This window comes from Halomonas profundus (assembly GCF_020865425.1).
Taxonomy (GTDB): domain Bacteria; phylum Pseudomonadota; class Gammaproteobacteria; order Pseudomonadales; family Halomonadaceae; genus Vreelandella; species Vreelandella titanicae.
The window spans coordinates 532,172-549,289 of record NZ_CP086344.1 but is presented as its reverse complement, the minus strand read 5'-3'; the positions used below and the strand labels follow the sequence as shown (position 1 = coordinate 549,289).

13 protein-coding genes are annotated in these 17,118 nt (G+C 58.1%); 10 read left to right on the top strand and 3 right to left on the bottom strand.

What is annotated here, in order from left to right:
• The first annotated feature begins 152 nt into the window (after positions 1 to 152).
• The 3 genes from LMS44_RS02610 (at position 153) to LMS44_RS02600 (ending at position 3,317) form a co-directional block, all read left to right on the top strand.
• Positions 153 to 1,250 (top strand): branched-chain amino acid transaminase, encoded by a 1,098-nt coding sequence (locus tag LMS44_RS02610; RefSeq protein WP_498946752.1) that lies wholly within the window; start codon positions 153 to 155, stop codon positions 1,248 to 1,250.
• Between the two features lie 100 nt (positions 1,251 to 1,350).
• Positions 1,351 to 1,782 carry a DNA polymerase III subunit chi gene (locus LMS44_RS02605; protein ID WP_022520155.1) on the top strand — a complete coding sequence of 144 codons (432 nt, stop codon included), beginning with the start codon at positions 1,351 to 1,353 and terminating at the stop codon, positions 1,780 to 1,782.
• Between the two features lie 83 nt (positions 1,783 to 1,865).
• On the top strand, positions 1,866 to 3,317 hold the full coding sequence (locus tag LMS44_RS02600) for an RNA/DNA-binding domain-containing protein (RefSeq protein ID WP_138800416.1): 1,452 nt from the start codon (positions 1,866 to 1,868) through the stop codon (positions 3,315 to 3,317).
• 310 nt (positions 3,318 to 3,627) lie between these two features.
• Here the strand turns inward: LMS44_RS02600 and LMS44_RS02595 are convergent, their stop codons facing one another.
• Positions 3,628 to 4,086 (bottom strand): Spy/CpxP family protein refolding chaperone, encoded by a 459-nt coding sequence (locus tag LMS44_RS02595; protein WP_022520157.1) that lies wholly within the window; start codon positions 4,084 to 4,086, stop codon positions 3,628 to 3,630.
• Positions 4,087 to 4,247: 161 nt separating this feature from the next.
• On the opposite strand from LMS44_RS02595, the gene LMS44_RS02590 reads away from it, so the two are divergent.
• The 4 genes from LMS44_RS02590 to LMS44_RS02575 all read left to right on the top strand — a co-directional run bounded on the left by LMS44_RS02590 (position 4,248) and on the right by LMS44_RS02575 (position 11,382).
• Positions 4,248 to 5,423: an MFS transporter gene (locus LMS44_RS02590; RefSeq protein ID WP_138800415.1), complete on the top strand. Its 1,176-nt coding sequence runs from the start codon at positions 4,248 to 4,250 to the stop codon at positions 5,421 to 5,423.
• Between the two features lie 167 nt (positions 5,424 to 5,590).
• A complete protein-coding gene (locus tag LMS44_RS02585) occupies positions 5,591 to 8,437 on the top strand; it encodes a valine--tRNA ligase (RefSeq protein WP_022520159.1) in 2,847 nt (948 codons plus the stop codon).
• Positions 8,438 to 8,522: 85 nt separating this feature from the next.
• The gene (locus LMS44_RS02580; RefSeq protein ID WP_230804183.1) at positions 8,523 to 10,274 is read left to right on the top strand and encodes a chloride channel protein; all 1,752 of its coding nucleotides are present in this window, start codon (positions 8,523 to 8,525) and stop codon (positions 10,272 to 10,274) included.
• Positions 10,264 to 11,382 (top strand): extracellular solute-binding protein, encoded by a 1,119-nt coding sequence (locus tag LMS44_RS02575; protein ID WP_022520161.1) that lies wholly within the window; start codon positions 10,264 to 10,266, stop codon positions 11,380 to 11,382. The genes LMS44_RS02580 and LMS44_RS02575 overlap by 11 nt, the downstream gene beginning before the upstream one ends.
• Positions 11,383 to 11,630: 248 nt before the next feature.
• Here LMS44_RS02575 and LMS44_RS02570 read toward each other — a convergent pair whose 3' ends face one another.
• Together LMS44_RS02570 and LMS44_RS02565 are read right to left on the bottom strand one after the other, a co-directional pair.
• Positions 11,631 to 12,146, bottom strand: a complete 516-nt coding sequence (locus tag LMS44_RS02570; RefSeq protein ID WP_022520162.1) for a GNAT family N-acetyltransferase — start codon at positions 12,144 to 12,146, stop codon at positions 11,631 to 11,633.
• Positions 12,147 to 12,187: 41 nt separating this feature from the next.
• Complete coding sequence (locus LMS44_RS02565; RefSeq protein ID WP_138800410.1) at positions 12,188 to 12,787, bottom strand: pyridoxamine 5'-phosphate oxidase family protein; 600 nt, start codon at positions 12,785 to 12,787, stop codon at positions 12,188 to 12,190.
• A 333-nt stretch (positions 12,788 to 13,120) separates the two neighbouring features.
• On the opposite strand from LMS44_RS02565, the gene LMS44_RS02560 reads away from it, so the two are divergent.
• From LMS44_RS02560 to LMS44_RS02550, 3 genes are read left to right on the top strand one after another with little or no spacing between them, the layout of a single operon-like run.
• Positions 13,121 to 14,164, top strand: coding sequence for an aminoglycoside phosphotransferase family protein (locus LMS44_RS02560; protein ID WP_009288508.1), 1,044 nt, complete (start codon positions 13,121 to 13,123; stop codon positions 14,162 to 14,164).
• A gap of 59 nt (positions 14,165 to 14,223) precedes the next feature.
• Positions 14,224 to 15,441, top strand: a complete 1,218-nt coding sequence (locus LMS44_RS02555; RefSeq protein WP_022520164.1) for an ABC transporter substrate-binding protein — start codon at positions 14,224 to 14,226, stop codon at positions 15,439 to 15,441.
• Between the two features lie 2 nt (positions 15,442 to 15,443).
• Positions 15,444 to 17,117, top strand: a complete 1,674-nt coding sequence (locus tag LMS44_RS02550; RefSeq protein ID WP_278370521.1) for an ABC transporter permease — start codon at positions 15,444 to 15,446, stop codon at positions 17,115 to 17,117.
• Position 17,118: the final 1 nt, after the last annotated feature.

Below are 17,118 nucleotides of genomic sequence, written 5' to 3'. Positions count from 1 at the left end.
AATCAACGGTTGCCTTTATTTGACGCAACCGTTACACCTAAACCCATTAGCGTGTGCCTTATCTCAAGGCACACGCTACGCCCACTTTAACGCTTATATTACGACGCCTATATTTGCCCTTCAGGGCTTGGATCAAGTAGAGAGAACATGCCGTGCCCACTAACTTTGAGATTTTGCCATCCAACCAGCCGATAGCCGATGAGATCCGTGACAGCATTCTCAAAAACCCCGGCTTTGGCAAACACTTTACCGATCACATGGCCCATGTGCGCTGGACCGTCGACGCCGACTGGCACGGCCACCAAGTGCGCCCTTACGGCCCGCTAACCCTCGACCCGGCTGCTTCTGTACTGCATTACGGTCAGGAGATTTTTGAGGGCATCAAAGCTTATCGCCACGCCGACGGCTCTATCTGGACATTCCGCCCAGAGAAAAACGCCGAGCGCTTCCGCCGCAGTGCCCGTCGTTTAGCGCTGCCGGAGCTGTCCGATGAAGACTTTATCGGCTCGCTGAAAGCGCTATTAGCGCAAGATCACGCCTGGGTGCCCACGCCTGCCAGCGCATCTGACGAGTGCAGCCTCTACCTGCGTCCGTTTATGATCGCCTCGGAAGCCTTCTTGGGCGTACGCCCCGCCCACGAGGTCGACTACTACGTCATCGCCTCCCCCGCGGCGGCGTACTTTAAAGGCGGCGTTGCGCCGGTGTCGATCTGGCTCTCCTCGAACTACAAGCGCGCTGCCGCAGGCGGTACTGGCTTTGCCAAGTGCGGCGGTAACTACGCCGCCTCATTAGCCGCGCAGAAAGAGGCCGAAGCCCACCAGTGTGGCCAGGTCGCATTTCTTGATGCTGCTGAAAACAAGTGGGTGGAAGAGTTGGGCGGCATGAACCTGTTCTTTGTCTTCAAAGATGGCCGTTTGGTGACGCCGCGCCTGACCGACACCATTTTGGAAGGCGTCACGCGCAACTCGGTGCTCACGCTGGCCAAAGATGAAGGCCTAACGCCGGAAGAGCGCGCTATCAGCATTGACGAGTGGCGTGAAGGCGCGGCGTCTGGCGAGATCACCGAGGTATTTGCCTGCGGTACCGCCGCGGTCATCACCCCGGTGGGCGAGCTGGTCACCGAGAACGAGCGTATCAAGCTAGCTGCCGGTGGCAATAATGAGATTGCCATGCGCATTCGTATCAAGCTGCTCGACCTGCAGTATGGCCGCAGCGAAGATAAGTACGGCTGGCTAACCCAGCTGGTTTAAGCGGTTTTAAAACCAGCGCTTATCCTTTCAGCACCGCCGCATTCTTGCGGCGGTGCTGTTTGCAATCGACGTATCTGAAATCGTTTTACCTGGAACCGCTATGGCGCGCATTGATTTCTACATTCTGCCCGATACCACCTTGGAGGCGCGCTTGCAGTTCGCCTGCAAACTGGCCGAGACCATCTGGCGCAAAGGCTACCGCCTGCATCTCCACTGTGAAGACAAAGCCCTCGCCGAGCAGGCCGATAACGCGCTATGGAATTTCCGCCCGGACGCCTATTTACCCCATGCTCTAGAAGATAGCGAGATGGCTGCCAGCGTGCCGATTACGCTAGGTTGGCAGCAGTTGCCGGTGCCCACGGAAGAAACCGCGCTGCTTAATCTACACCCGGAAATACCCGAAGGCGTAGAGCGCTACGCGCGAATTGCCGAGATTATTAATCAGCACCAACAGGTGCTGGTCGCCAAACGCGCCTGCTGGCAGCGCTATAAAGAGATGGGCCATGAGGTCGTGCCGCATAAATTGGGGTAGGCACAATGCATCCAGCGCGAAGAGGCTTGACCAGACGCTGAAATTGACGCCTTTCTCCATCGCGAGCTGAAGCGAAGTAAGCCATGACGATAAGTGAACTTCTTGATATGGTCGCACGCGGCGAAGACAGCCGCCACCAGTTCAAACGCGATGCCACCAACGCGGATGGCCTTGCCGCTGAGATGGCCGCCTTTGCCAACAGTGGCGGCGGGTGGTTGTTGCTGGGCGTCAATGATGACGGCTCAATTGCAGGGCTGGATGGCGCGGCGGTACGGCGGTTGAACCAGCTACTTGGCAACGCTGCCTCCCAGCATGTACGTCCTCCCGTGCATCCGCTGACCGAGAATGTGCAGACAGATCAGGGCATTGTAATAGTGATGGAGGTGCCCGATGGGCTGGCCAAACCGTATCTTGATAATCAAGGCCGCATTTGGGTCAAGCAGGGGTCGGACAAACGGCATGTGACCTCCCGCGAAGAACTGCAGCGCATGTTCCAGCGTTCTGGGCTGGTTTACGCTGATGTAGTACCAGTAGCGGGTACTTCGGTGGAGGATATCGATGACAAGGCGTTTACTGGCTACTTCAATCGCCGCTATGGTGAGAGCAGCGAGTTCTCCGGTCTGACACGGGAGCAGTTGCTGCAGAACTTGGGCCTGGGCGATGGGCAGGAGTTGAATCTGGCGGGGCTGATGCTGTTTGGTCGCAATCCTCAGCGCTGGCGTCCGGCCTTTGAAGTGAAGGCAGTGGCCTTCCCCGGCACCGCGCTGCACGATACTCGCTACCTGGATAGCGAAGATATCAAGGGCACCCTACTGGAGCAGTTCCGTGGCGCTTTTGCCTTTATCAAGCGCAATTTGCACCATGTGCAGCACGGGCGTAGTTTCAACACCCTGGGCGAGTTGGAGATTCCCGAAACGGCGCTGGAAGAGTTGTTGGTCAATGCCTTGATTCACCGAGACTACTTCACCAGCGCTTCCGTCCGCTTGATGGTCTTTGCCGATCGTGTGGAGATTGTCAGCCCTGGCCACCTGCCGGATAGCCTGAGCGCTGAGGACATTCGCCGGGGTAAGACCATCCGCCGTAATCCTACGCTCACCGAACATGCCAGCCATATCTTACCCTATCGCGGTATGGGCAGTGGCATTCCACGAGCGCTTGAGGCATGGCCAAAGATTGACTTGCTTAATGACCCTTCAGGCAATCAATTCAGTGCAATCGCTTGGCGGCCAGAGGCGGAGTGGACGGATGATACCCCACCAGTCACCGGGGAAGTCACCGGGGAAGTCACCGGGGAAGTCACCGGGGAAGTCACACGACTACTCGCGGTCTTGCAAGGCGAAATGAAGCGCTCAGATATACAAGCAGCGCTTGGGTTGAAGCATGAAGACCACTTTCGGGAATCCTATCTGCGTCCGGCATTAAAGGTCGGCGCTATTGAAATGACAATTCCAGACAAGCCACGCAGCAGCCGTCAGAAGTACCGTCTGACAGCAGCCGGGCAGAAATGGGTAGCCACTCAAGGAAGACAACATTGATATGGGCAAACCAACCTGAAAAGAGGGAAGACTGGTCAAGGTCAATGCCCTGAGAATTGATTGATTCGATCCGTCAAGGTGCCAGCGAAGGCGAGCTCCCCTCGGCAGCGTGAGTTCTGCTCTGAGCGTGCCGTCTGGAGCGGTGGCCGCTAACCAACTTCAGCAACGCATCCAGTCAATGCTGTTCGAACATACCAACATCTCGAAGAAGCCCGAGAAAATCATCAGCCACAAACACGTGACCCCGCACTTGGCGGGGTCATCAACGGAAGTCGGCAATCGCTGTCAGTGCGTCCCAGGCGTCTTTGCCTTAGCCCCCCTGTTGCTGCATCTGCTCCTGCATCTGTTGTTGCATTTGCTGCTGCTGTTGAGCCACGGCCTCATCCAGTTGATCGCGCTGCTCCTGAGTGAAAACGCCTTCGATCTGAGACTGTATGATAATGCTATCCGCGGTCATCTCGGCCGTTAGGTCACCAAGACGCTCTGCATCTGCCCGAATGGCGGCTTCGTCATAATCAGTCTGAACGTGCTCACTGAGTTGCTGTTGCAACTGCTGGGCTTCCTGCTCATTGGCACCAACGTCGTCTTGCATCTGGGTCAAAAGGTTGCTGAGTTCTTCCTTCTGCCCATCATTCAGATCGACCATTTCGTCAAGTTGATCAACTTGGTCATCGACACTGGGAGTGCTACCAGCCATTTGCTGGGCCATGGCGGGAACACTGAATGCCAGTGCTGCAACGGCTGGAAGGAAAAGCTTGGCTACGTGCATAAAAACTCCAATTGCGAACAAATTTGTACTTCCTGCCCGACGAATCCTGACGGGTCTTGTGATCCGACACTGCTGTTTTTAAAAAATTCGTCGTAACGGTAAATTGTTGATTACCATTAGCGGGCTCTGGCCGCGCCCTTTGCCCTCATGGAGACGTAAACGTGTTCACGCGCTACCCGCTTGTTACGATTGTCATCGCCCAGCTGTTCGGCACCTCGCTATGGTTTAGCGTTAATGGCGTTGGCTTGGCGCTTCAGGAGGCCGTCGGCCTCAGCGAAAGCGATTTGGGTCTGCTCACCATCGCCGTTCAGGCAGGGTTTATTACCGGCACGCTGCTGATCGCAACCACTGGTCTTGCCGACCGAATTCGTGCCAGCCACCTGTTTGCGATTTCTGCCGTTCTCGGCGCACTGATCAACGCCGCCTTTATCGGCGCGGCTGAGAGCGTGACGCTCGCCGCTGTTGCGCGCTTTGCGACCGGGCTTTCCCTGGCGGGGATTTATCCGCTAGGCATGAAGCTGGTGGTGAGCTGGACACCCAGCCACGCCGGCGCCGCGCTGGGTTGGCTGGTGGGCATGCTGACCCTGGGCATTGCCTCGCCGCACCTGCTGCGCGGTTTAACGCTGCATTTACCCTGGCAGTGGCCGCTGCTGCTGGCGTCACTGCTGGCGCTGGCCGCTGCGCTAATGATTTTCAAGCTGGGCGTTGGCCCCCACCTGCCAGCCACCGCCAAAAGCGGCCGCCCCTGGGCAGGCCTGGCCGCTTTCAAACAGCCCCGCTTTCGTGCCGCCGCACTGGGTTATTTCGGCCACTGCTGGGAGCTTTACGCCCTTTGGGCGCTGGTGCCGTTTCTGGTCGCCCGGGAGCTGGAGCGCTTGGGTGCTGCAAACAGCGCTCAACCGTGGCTAAGTTTTGCGGTGATCGCGTTGGGCTTACCGGGCTGCGTGCTGGCAGGCAAATGGAGCCGACAGATTGGCAGTGCCCGAGTGGCCTGCGTGGCATTGGCTACCTCCGGTGCGCTCTGTTTGGTTTATCCCCTGTTGGGCAGCGCCTCGCCCTGGCTGCTGCTGGTGCTTCTCGGCGTATGGGGCGTTAGCGTTATTGCCGACTCCGCGCAGTTCTCTGCGCTGGCCAGCGCCACGGCTCCACCCGAGCGGCTAGGAGCAGCGCTGGCGATGATGAATGCGATCGGCTTTGGGCTGACCATTCCTTCCATTGCACTGGTCACAGCGCTGTGGTCGAGCCAGTCGCTGGCTGTCATTTGGTGGCTATTGCCGGGCCCCATCCTCGGGCTAATCGCCATGCGCGGATTTTCTGCCCATAAACAGCTCTCATAAACACATCACATACGTACTGTGCACCCACAATAGAGCGTGAGTAGCCCCTGACGACCACTGCCCTTACGCGGTATACTCACGCCCATTAAATTATGCATTTATGCATTTGCGCATTTATGCGTTTATACATTTTTGCACATTTCTCGCCAGCCGTGAGCCAACTCTCCATGGAAAAGACCTACCAACCCGAACAGATCGAAACCCGCTGGTACGAGCGCTGGGAAGCCGACAACCGTTTCGCCCCCTCCGGCCAGGGCACGCCTTTTTCGATCATGATTCCACCGCCCAATGTGACCGGCAGCCTGCACATGGGCCACGCGTTCCAGGACACCATTATGGATACCCTGACGCGCTGGAAACGGATGCAGGGCAATAACACCCTGTGGCAGGTAGGCACCGACCACGCCGGTATCGCGACGCAGATGCTGGTGGAGCGCAAGATTGCGGCTGAAGAGGGCAAGACCCGACACGACCTTGGTCGCGATGCGTTTATCGACAAAGTGTGGGAGTGGAAACACGAGTCCGGCGGCCATATTACCCGCCAGCTGCGCCGCATGGGCGCTAGCGTCGACTGGTCTCGCGAACGCTTCACCATGGACGACGGCTTCTACAAGGCGGTACAAGAAGTGTTTGTGCGCCTGCACGAAGAGAAGTTGATCTATCGTGGCAAGCGCCTGGTCAACTGGGATCCGACACTGCACACCGCCATTTCTGACCTGGAAGTGGAGAACAAAGAGCAGCAGGGCAGCTTCTGGCATTTCCGCTACCCGCTGGCGGACGGCGTCAAAACCAACGATGGCAAGGATTACCTCGTAGTCGCCACCACCCGCCCGGAGACCCTGCTGGGCGATACCGGTGTGGCGGTGAATCCAGACGATGAGCGCTACGCCTCTCTGGTCGGCAAGTTCATTGAGCTACCGCTGGTCGGTCGCCGTATTCCGGTGGTTGCTGACGAGCACGCCGATATGGAGAAAGGTTCGGGCTGCGTCAAGATCACCCCCGCCCACGACTTCAACGACTACGAAGTCGGCAAGCGCCAGAACCACCTGCTGATAAACGTCTTCTCCAAAGACGCGGCGATCCTTGAACAGGCCGAGATCTTCGACCTGAAAGGACAGCCCCAGCCCGATGTAGACGCCACTCTGCCTGCCAAGTACGCAGGTCTCGACCGCTTTGAAGCGCGCAAGCAGATCGTTGCCGACATGGACGCCCTGGGCCTGCTAGAGCAAGTCGAAGCCGTTAACAACACCCTGCCTTATGGTGACCGTTCGGGCGATGTCATTGAGCCGCTGCTCACCGACCAGTGGTTTGTAGCCGTGGAGTCCCTCGCCAAGCCCGCCATCGAAGCGGTGGAAAATGGCGATATCCAGTTCGTGCCCAAGAACTACGAGAACATGTACTTCGCCTGGATGCGCGACCTGCAGGATTGGTGTATCTCCCGCCAGCTGTGGTGGGGCCACCGCATCCCGGCCTGGTACGACGAGGAAGGCAATGTCTACGTTGCTCGTAGCGAAGCCGAAGCTCGCGAGAAGCATGAGCTCGGCCCCGACGTAACCTTGACGCAAGATGAAGACGTACTCGATACCTGGTTCAGCTCGGGCCTGTGGACGTTCGGCACCCTCGGCTGGCCGGAACAAACCCCGGAGCTGGAGACCTTCCACCCTTCCAGCGTTCTAGTGACCGGCTTTGACATCATATTCTTCTGGGTTGCCCGGATGATCATGATGACCCTGAAGTTCACCAAGCAGGTACCGTTTAAGACGGTTTACGTACACGGTTTGGTGCGCGACGGCCAAGGGCAGAAGATGTCCAAATCCAAGGGCAACGTACTCGACCCCATCGACCTGATCGACGGCATCACGCTGGATGAACTGCTCGAAAAGCGCACCGGCAATATGATGCAGCCGAAACAGGCCAAGGCGATTGCCAAAGCGACCAAGGACGAGTTCAAAGACGGTATTGAAGCCCACGGCACCGATGCGCTGCGCTTTACGTTCCTCTCCCAAGCCACCACCGGGCGTGATATCAAGTTTGATATGAGCCGCCTGGACGGCTACCGCAACTTCTGCAACAAGCTGTGGAACGCCTCGCGCTACGTGCTGATGAACGCCGAAGGCGAAGATTGCGGCACTGGTGGTGAAGAGGTTGAGCTTTCACTGGCCGACCGCTGGATTATCTCGCAGCTGCAGAAAACCGAAGCCCAGGTCACCAAGGCGATGGACGAGTACCGTTTCGACCACGCCTCCCAGGCGCTGTATGAGTTCGTCTGGAACGAGTACTGCGACTGGTACCTGGAGCTTTCCAAGCCTGTTTTGTGGGATGAAAATGCCACGGCAGAAGCCAAGCGCGGTACCCGCCGCACGCTGGTACGCGTACTCGAAGCGATTCTGCGCCTTGCTCACCCGATGATGCCTTATATTACCGAAGAGATCTGGCAGCGCGTGTCGCCGCTGGCAGGTGTGTATATGGGTGACGATGCGTCGATCATGCTGCAAGCCTGGCCAGAAGCCGACGAAAGCAAAATCGACGACCAGGCCAGCCTGGATATCGAGTGGTTGAAAGGCGTCATCATCGCCGTGCGTAACATCCGCGCCGAAATGAACATCGCCCCCGGCAAACCGCTTGACGTGCTGCTCACCAAAGGCAAGCCCGAAGACGCCGAGCGCCTGGAGAGCAACCGTCGCTTCCTTTCCAAACTCGCCAAGCTGGAAAGCGTTACCTGGCTTGAAAACCCAGACGATGCCCCGCTCTCAGCCACGCAATTGGTGGGCGATATGGAAGTGCTGGTACCGATGGCGGATCTGATCGACAAAGACGCCGAAATCGCCCGCTTAAGCAAAGAGATTGAGAAGCAGGACAAGCTGATCGGCGGCATCGAGAAGAAGCTTAGCAACGACGGCTTTATCGCCAAAGCCCCGGTAGCGGTGGTGGATAAAGAGCGCGGCAAGCTGGCCGAATTCCAAGCCACCAAGCAGTTGCTGGAAGAACAGCGCGCTAAAATCTCAGCGCTGTAAGTCCTCCCCCGGCGCCAGGCAGCTCTGACGGCATGGCGCCGGCGCGCCGCTTGCCCGCTGATCGGATAGCGCCTATAACGGGTAAATGGACTCCCCCAGCACAGACAGCGTTTCGCCCCGACACCCCCTGGCAGTCTTGCGTTTCCTTGGCTTGGTACTCTTGGGCAGTGTCGTCGGCGGAGTGGCGGCTCTTGTAGCCGTTGGCTTCGTCAATGCGGTGGTATGGCTCAACGACCTGCTGTTGATCTCCCCCCGAGGCCAGATGATGGCTGCAGACACCTCTCTGGTGATACTGGCTACCCTGCTGGTGCCAACCCTTGGGGGGCTGCTCGTTAGTCAACTGCACCGCGGCCTGCCTGGGGGCCGCTCCCATACCCCTGCCGACGCCATCGCTGCCGTCCAGACCCGCCGAGGTCGCCTACCCGCCAAGGCTGGTGCTCTCTCAGCGTTAAGCGGTTTGGTGTCGTTAGGCGCAGGCGCCTCGGTGGGTCAGTACGGCCCCCTGGTACATCTCGGCGCGACTCTCGGCTCCCTAATCACACGCTTGCTGCGCCTGGGGCGCTCAGAGGACAATATCACTATCGCTTGCGGGGTAGCGGCAGCCATCGCTGCGGCCTTTAATGCACCACTGGCGGGCATTGTCTTCGCCCACGAAGTCGTGCTACGCCACTATGCCCTGCGCGCCTTCGCGCCAGTGGCTGCCGCCGCCATCGTCGGCTATGTGCTGGCCACTCAGTTGCTTGCTCAGGGGACGCTGTTCCATATCACTGAGCCTGGCGTGCCTCAACCTTGGGAATTCGCCCTTTTCCTAGCCTTGGGTGGCCTAGGCGCCTTGGTGGCTGGAGGCTATATGCATGCCATTCTTGCCATGGGCCAGCTGGCCAAGCGGCTACCGCTGCCCACCAGCCTTCATCCCGCACTAGCCGGGGCTTTGCTCGGCCTAACGGCTCTTTGGGTACCCGATATTCTCGGCATGGGCCAAGAAACCCTGCGCTTCGCCACCTTGCCCGGGGCCTATAGCGGCGGCGAGCTGCTGATGGTACTGCTACTAAAGCTGGCCGCGACCGCTTTGTGCCTGGGGCTGGGTTTCGCTGGTGGTGTCTTCAGCCCAGCGCTGGTGATCGGCACCCTCTTCGGTGCCCTAGCCGGCACCCTGGTAGCGGAGCTGGGCGGTGGCCAGGAGACGTTTATCTTCTATGCGGTGTGCGGCATGGTCGCGGTCACCGCACCGGTTCTCGGCGCGCCTCTTACCACCCTGCTGATCGTCTTCGAACTTACCGGCAGTTATGCGTTGACCACCGCCGCCCTGGCCAGCGTCACGCTAGCCAATCCTCTGGCCGCCCAACTGTTCGGCCGCTCGCTATTCGATATTCAATTAGCCCGCCGTGGTTTGGATCTCTCCGCTGGCCGCAGCCGCGCCGTGCTCCAGGAGGCGCGGTTGACCGAGTTGATTAGTCATGATGCCGTCACCCTGGCCCCCGCGACCCCACTGAAAGCGGCCATCTCGCGCCTTAGTCAAGCGGGCCATGGCGAAGCTTATCTGGTGGACGGCCGAGGGCGCTACCAAGGCTGCGTGACCCTGGCGAGCCTGGAGACCTTCCGCGAAGGCAGCGAGGCCACAACCCTGGCCGACTGTCCCGAAACGCCCCGCCCAGTGCTAGATCCGCACGCCTCACTTTGGGAGGCAATGCAGCAGCTACAAAAGGTCACCGGCGAGGCCATCGCCGTCGTGGATGACGAACGGCGCTTCTTGGGGGTGGCCTATGAGTCGAGCATTGCTCGAGCCTTCTTGCATCACAGCGACGCCCTACGACGGGAGGAACACGGTGCTGGCTAGACGATTGATCCCAGGACTTCTGGCCGGGCTGCTCGTCCTGGCAACCCCCATCAGGGCGAAAGTGCCCGACACTGCCGACTCTCTGACAGTATTGAGCTGGGGCGGTGCCTACGAGCACGCCCAGCGCAGTGCCCTCTTCACACCCTTCACCGAGGCCCATGATGTACCGGTGGCAGTGGACAGCTATAACGGCGGCCTGACGGAACTGCGCCAGGCCGTGGCGGAGAACGATGTCCCCTGGGACGTACTCGATATGACCCGCAGCGAGGCCATGGCAGCCTGCGAAGAGGGCCTACTGGAGCCACTCCCCCCCGAGCTAGCCGCCCCAGCGCCGGACGGCACTCCGGCATCCCAAGATTTCCTTCCTGGCGCCCTGGGTCGCTGTTTTATCAGCCATTCGATCTTTGCCACCGTCGTGGCCTATCGCCGTGATGCTTTCCCCGGGGAGCGCCCCACTCGCATCGCCGATCTCTTCGATCAACAGCGTTTCCCTGGCCCCCGGGCCTTACAGCGCACCCCCGCGGCTAATCTGGAGTGGGCGCTGCTCTCCTACCGGGTCCCCCGGGAAGAACTCTACCGCCTGCTCAGTACCCGCCGTGGCCTGGACCTGGCCTTCGCCCGGCTGCAAGGCATCGACAAACTCCACTGGTGGGAGGCCGGTGAAACCCCGGTGCGCCTGCTGGAGGAGGGCCAGGTGGTCATGGCTTCCGGCTACAATGGCCGCTTCTTCGCCGCCATGGTGGAGCGCGACCTGCCCATCGAGATCCTCTGGGACGGCCAGCTCCAGGAACATGAGACCTGGGCGATCCCCCGCGGTGCCCCGAACCCCGAGGCGGCCCAAACATTTATCCGCTTCGCCACCACCAGCGAGCGCCAAGTGGAGTTGGCCCGGCATATCCCCTATGGCCCAACGCGACGCTCTGCTGCTATGCAGGTTACCACCCACCGCGACAGTGGCCTGGACATGCGCCTGCATATTCCCACCCACCCCATCAACGCCCAGGGTGCGGTGACCAAGGACGAGACTTGGTATGCCCGTACCCAGGAACGCATTGAGGCCCTCTTTCGCGAGACCCTATTTCGTGAAGCCCTGACGACACAAGAATGAATGCGCAGTGCGGTTTCAAAAAATGGGCGGTTACAGTTAACGTGGCAATGCTGATAACCGTACTACGACATTGGGAACGAGGTGATCGCACTCCCCATGGCCCAGCGCTGGCATTACTGCATAGCGTTGCCAAGAAACCAAAGGCTGTACTGAGAGCATTGGGCTAACAGAAATGCTCTTTTAAATTAAATTCGATATTTTTGAATTTGAAGCTGTCGGCTACTATGTCGGTTCACTCAGACTGAGTGTTATTGCGTATTACCCAACCGTTTAACCATTGGCTGCACCATAAGCGCGGAACCAACCCTCAGCGCTTCAAGCGGCCCCGTTGGAAGATATCCAGACGAGGTATAAAAACCAACTGCAGCTTCGTTGCTTGTTGTTACTGCGAGCTTTATACACTCACACCCTTTATTTACAGCCCAGGTACTAATTTCACCTAGAAGCGACTTGGCGATCCCCTTCCCTCGCAGCGCAGGTGAAACCCACATTTGGTAGATATGCGCCATTTTCGTATCGGGCTCATGTATTACCCCCCAGGCTAGGCCAACCGCTTGGCCCTCCAACTCAGCAATTAAGGGCAGAGCGTCCAGGCCTCGCCATTTCAGATCCAAGCGTGTCTGCCATTCAGTGTCTGAGAGCGTTACTTCCTGCTCGTAAGTTGAGCCAAAAGAGTCAGGCGCATCCTCAAGAGAGTTCAACCGCGCCAACTTATAAAGCTGCCAATCTTGCGGGGTTAATACTCTGCTCTTTACGTCACTCATGATCGAGATCTTCCTGCATGATGATGAGGGCCCCTGAGGTGCTAAATATCTTGTGCGTAACGCGCAAGCATCTCTTCCTGTGACTCGGGGGAGCCGCTACGACCTATTTGCTCGTGAATCATCTGCCCCATCGTCGGCAATACGGAACGCTCGCGACGGCTCTCATCTGCCCATAGTTTGGAGCGCATAAAGGCTTTAGCGCAGTGAAGGTAAGCCTCCTCAACCGTCACCTCAATAACCACTTTTGGTGCTCGCTTCTCTGATGCAAAAAGCTGCAGCTTTTCTTCATCCACCGAGACATGCGCCGCGCCATTTATGCGTAGCGTCTCATCGATCCCTGGGATTAAAAACAGCAATCCAGCCTGACCGCTCTCGACAATATTTTTAAGTGAATCCAATCGGTTATTACCTGGAGAATCTGGAATTACCAAAGTAAGGTCATCAACCACCTTGATAAAACCTGGCTCTCCTCCACGTGGCGACGCATCAAAGCCCGACGCGTTTCCAGTGGCGATGACCACAAAGGGAGAAAGCTCGATAAATCGCTGACAGTGCCGGTCAAGTCGCGATAGCTGCTTCTTCAGCGCTCTCTCCTTTGGCTCAGGATATAGCTGGTATAGCTCTTCGGTGGTGCGAATCATAATTCCCCCGATACAAAAACTGCCGTCTCAATAATAATGAACCAGGCACCCGCTATTGCTCGCGCGTAAATGGCGATGGCTGTTAACGGTAAGCAATCCCGACAACGCCAGCTCTAATCCCACAAAATCTACTTAACCACAACGCTAGCAGAAAATACTCCGAAGATAATTAACTTATTAGTTATGACTCATAATATCTATGCAGCGCTAGCGCATGACATATTGGTCCCCTTACCACTCACTTTAACCACATTTTCTTACGAAACGTGTAAGGTTGGTACAAGAACGGCCACTAAGTGGCATCGCTGATTCAGCAACGACACGGACTGCTCTATGCCGACACCAACCGAAGCGCGTTTACAGGCTCTGGCAAGCGAATTAAAGCGGGCCGGGATTGCATACCATGAGCTTACGCCGATGGCGGATACCGGGCTGGCCCATGATCATGTGTGGATCCATCGCAGCGTGGGCGATGACTGGGTGGCGCGACTGCCGAAGCAGAGTCAGATGAATCTGCCGCCTGAAGAGAACCTTGCCTATCAGACTGCCTGCTACCAGCGCTCTAGTCCTGGCGGACACACGCCAGCACTTTACGGCACTCTGCCGCCGAGCGAGGCACTGCCCCGGGGTGGGTTACTGGTTGAGGCTATCCGTGGCCGCTTGGCCAAGTTGCCGGAAGACCTGCCTGCCATCGCGGATGCTCTAGCCAGCTTGCATAGCCAACCGCTGCCCAGTGTCGCAGAGCAGGCACCACTGCTTGCCCCCGAAGACCCATGGCAAGCGATGATAGATGAAGTGCGTCAGCAGGCTAACTGGTTGAGCGACGCGCAACTTTCGAGCAAGGTCACCCAGCGCATTAAGCAGGAGCTGGACTTACTGCCACCTCACTTAAGCGATGCCGCGCCGACACTGATTAGCTTTGACACCCACCCTGGCAACTTCTTAATCCACGACGATGGCCGCGCGGTGTTGGTGGATTTAGAGAAGTGCCGCTACGGCCTGCCGGGTATCGACCTCGCCCACACCAGCCTCTACACCTCGACCACCTGGGACGTAAGCAGCCAAGCGGTGCTATCGCTAAGTGACGTGATTAGCTTTTATCGCCGCTGGCAAGCCACCATGGGTGAAACGCCGGACATCGACACCCTCATTGCCTGTCGCCGCGCTACCTGGCTCTGGTCGTTAACCTGGTGTGCCAAGTGGCGCGCCCAGCACTTAAACGCCGTAGATGCCCAGCAGCGCGGGGAAGACTGGTCCGCTGAACTCACGGATCCCGCCGTGATCGACCACGTGCGCGACCGCGTTGAGCACTACTTATCGTTAAACATTATTGATCACGTGCACAGCGAGCTACAGTGTTTGCAGGTTTCCCTATAACATCTAATTTTACTAATATTTCTTAGCTGTGCTTACGCTTCTAACAAAAGGGATATTCGATGCCTACTCGCCACCCTCTTCGCCTCGCTATTGTCACCACGATGCTTGCCTTCACGGTTCCGGCATCAGCCAACCCCGACCCTAGTGATTGGCAAAGTGTCGTGGCACAGGCCGAAGGCCAAACCGTTTACTGGAATGCCTGGGGCGGTGATACGCGCACCAATCGCTACATCGACTGGGTGGCGGAGCAAATGCAGGCACAGTACGGCGTCGATGTGGAACACGTAAAGCTGGACGATACCGGCAGCGCGGTAGCTCGGGTACTGGCAGAAAAGCAGGCGGGCAACCACACCGAGGGCAGTATCGACCTGATTTGGATCAACGGCGAGAACTTCGCTGCGATGCGCGAAAGCGACCTGCTGTTTGGCCCCTTCGCTGAGTCGCTGCCCCATTTTGCGCTCACCAATGCCGCCGATAACCCTGAGGTGGTGACCGACTTCACGTTACCTACAGAAGGCTATGAATCGCCCTGGGGTAAAGCGCAGATCACCTTTTTTTACGATAGCGCTCAAACCGAGACACCACCCCAGAATATGCAGGCACTACTCGCCTGGGCCAAAGCCAATCCCGGCCAGTTCAGCTATCCGCGTATTCCCGACTTCACCGGCAGCACCTTTTTAAAGCAGGCGCTGATCGAGCTCACCGGTCAGGAGGAGGCGCTTTACCAGCCAGTTTCAGAAAGCGACTTTGAGGCTGTCACCAAACCTCTGTGGGCCTATTTAGATGCGCTGCACCCGCACCTGTGGCGCAGTGGTCGTACCTTTCCCGACTCCGGCCCCAACCTGCGCACGTTGATGAGCGACGGCGAGCTAAGTTTGGCTTTTTCGTTCTACCCCACCGATGCCGCCGTGGCAGTCATGGAGTATGAGCTGCCCGAAAGCGTGCGCAGCTACGTGCTGGAAGGCGGCACTTTGGGTAACGTTCACTTTGTGGCGATCCCCTATAACTCGCCGCATAAAGCCGGGGCCATGGTGCTCGCCAATTTCCTGCTTTCACCGGAAGCTCAGGCGCAAAAGCAGTCGCTAGCGATGTGGGGAGACCGCAGCGTACTGGATATCGATCAGCTAGACGCCGAGAATCAGGCGCTGTTCGAGCAGGGTGATCGCCATCCTTCCGAGCTACCGGCGGACGCGCTGTCCAACACCCTACCCGAACCACACCCCAGTTGGATGACCGCCCTGCAAAATGCCTGGCTTGAGCGTTACGGCGTTAACTAACGATGCTGCGACTGGCCCCAGCACTCATCATTGCCCTGCTAGTACTCCCCGTTGGGGCGGGTCTGATGATGGTGCTGCTGCCTGCGTTTGGCTACTTACCAACGCTAGGCGGCCATGGCGCTAGTTTAGCCCCCTGGCAAATGCTGTTCGACCAGCCGGGGCTAGGACGTTCAGTGATGGTTAGCTTTGCCAGCGGGTTAGTCAGCACAGCCGTAGCGCTGGTAATTGTGGTGCTGTTTTTGGCCGCCAGTCGGGGCACTTGGTTAGATCGCGGCATACGACGGTTGGTATCACCGCTGCTCGCCATCCCTCACGCCGCTATCGCCTTTGGGTTTGCCTTTTTGATTGCCCCTTCGGGTTTGGTGGCGCGGCTGATATCGCCGTCGCTAACAGGATGGGAGCGCCCCCTGGACATGCTGATCATCAACGATCCCTGGGGATTCTCCCTAATGGCGGGGTTGGTACTAAAAGAAGTACCGTTTTTGCTGCTGATGAGCCTGGCGGCACTGCCGCAGTTAGCGCCGGAGAAGCGCTTGATGCTGGCAAGATCGCTAGGTTACTCGCCTACCATCGGCTGGTTAAAAACGGTGCTTCCCTCGCTCTACCCACTGATTCGCCTGCCGGTTTATGCAGTGATCGCCTATGCCACTTCGGTCGTCGATATGGCACTGATTCTTGGCCCGAAGCTGCCCCCCACGCTGAGCGTATCTATCTTGGGTTGGTTCAACGACCCGGATATCAGCCAGCGTTTTATGGCCTCGGCGGCGGCGGTACTGCAACTGGGCGTCACTGTCGCTGCACTGCTGTGTTGGTGGTTGTTAGAACAGCTGATCCGCAGCCTGACGCGGTACTGGCTGATCAATGGCAGCCGCCAGCGTGGCGAAATCATCCTGCGCCTCGTTGGCCGCTCGGCATTACTGTTTTCGAGTATCACAGCGCTGGCAGCCTTGGTTGGGTTGGGGCTATTTTCACTGGCCGGTTTTTGGCGCTTTCCAGAAGTGTTGCCACAGATGCTAACGCTGGATCACTGGCAACGCAGCGGCCATATGCTGGCTACACCGCTCATTAATACGGCATTGATTGGACTTGTTTCTACCGCCTTGGCTACGGCGCTAGTGCTAGCAACGCTGGAAAATGAACACCGTCAGCACATTCAACCCAAGCGCGCGTTATGGTTACTCTATTTACCCCTATTAGTGCCGCAAATTGCGTTTCTATTTGGGCTAATCGTGGCCGCTGAAAGCCTGGGCATTCGCCCTCAACTTGGCTTGGTTATCGCTGGTCACCTGCTGTTTGTACTGCCCTATGTGTACCTCTCCTTGGCTGAGACCTATCGCCGCTTGGATCCGCGTTGGCTCAAAGTAGCGCGTTCACTGGGGGTGTCACGCAGTGCCGCTTTTTGGCGGGTTCGCCTGCCGCTGTTGCTCGCGCCGCTGTTAACAGCGTTTGCCGTAGGCTTGGCAGTGAGTATTGGCCAATACTTACCCACCCAGTTACTCGGTGCGGGCCGCGTGACCACCGTGACGACCGAGGCAGTCGCGCTTGCCTCTGGCAGTAATCGACGTTTAATCGGCGTCTGGGCATTAGTGCAGGCTGGGTTACCGTTGATTGGCTTTATGCTTGCGCTAGGGCTGCCCCGTTTATTGGGTACCCACCGCCGTGATTTAGCTACTTAAG

Coding starts and splice junctions, on each gene's coding strand:
- LMS44_RS02580 (WP_230804183.1), top strand. CDS start 8,523: ATGGACTCCCCCAGCACAGACAGCGTTTCGCCCCGACACCCCCTGGCA.
- LMS44_RS02550 (WP_278370521.1), top strand. CDS start 15,444: ATGCTGCGACTGGCCCCAGCACTCATCATTGCCCTGCTAGTACTCCCC.
- LMS44_RS02605 (WP_022520155.1), top strand. CDS start 1,351: ATGGCGCGCATTGATTTCTACATTCTGCCCGATACCACCTTGGAGGCG.
- LMS44_RS02600 (WP_138800416.1), top strand. CDS start 1,866: ATGACGATAAGTGAACTTCTTGATATGGTCGCACGCGGCGAAGACAGC.
- LMS44_RS02555 (WP_022520164.1), top strand. CDS start 14,224: ATGCCTACTCGCCACCCTCTTCGCCTCGCTATTGTCACCACGATGCTT.
- LMS44_RS02585 (WP_022520159.1), top strand. CDS start 5,591: ATGGAAAAGACCTACCAACCCGAACAGATCGAAACCCGCTGGTACGAG.
- LMS44_RS02570 (WP_022520162.1), bottom strand. CDS start 12,146: ATGAGTGACGTAAAGAGCAGAGTATTAACCCCGCAAGATTGGCAGCTT.
- LMS44_RS02595 (WP_022520157.1), bottom strand. CDS start 4,086: ATGCACGTAGCCAAGCTTTTCCTTCCAGCCGTTGCAGCACTGGCATTC.
- LMS44_RS02565 (WP_138800410.1), bottom strand. CDS start 12,787: ATGATTCGCACCACCGAAGAGCTATACCAGCTATATCCTGAGCCAAAG.
- LMS44_RS02560 (WP_009288508.1), top strand. CDS start 13,121: ATGCCGACACCAACCGAAGCGCGTTTACAGGCTCTGGCAAGCGAATTA.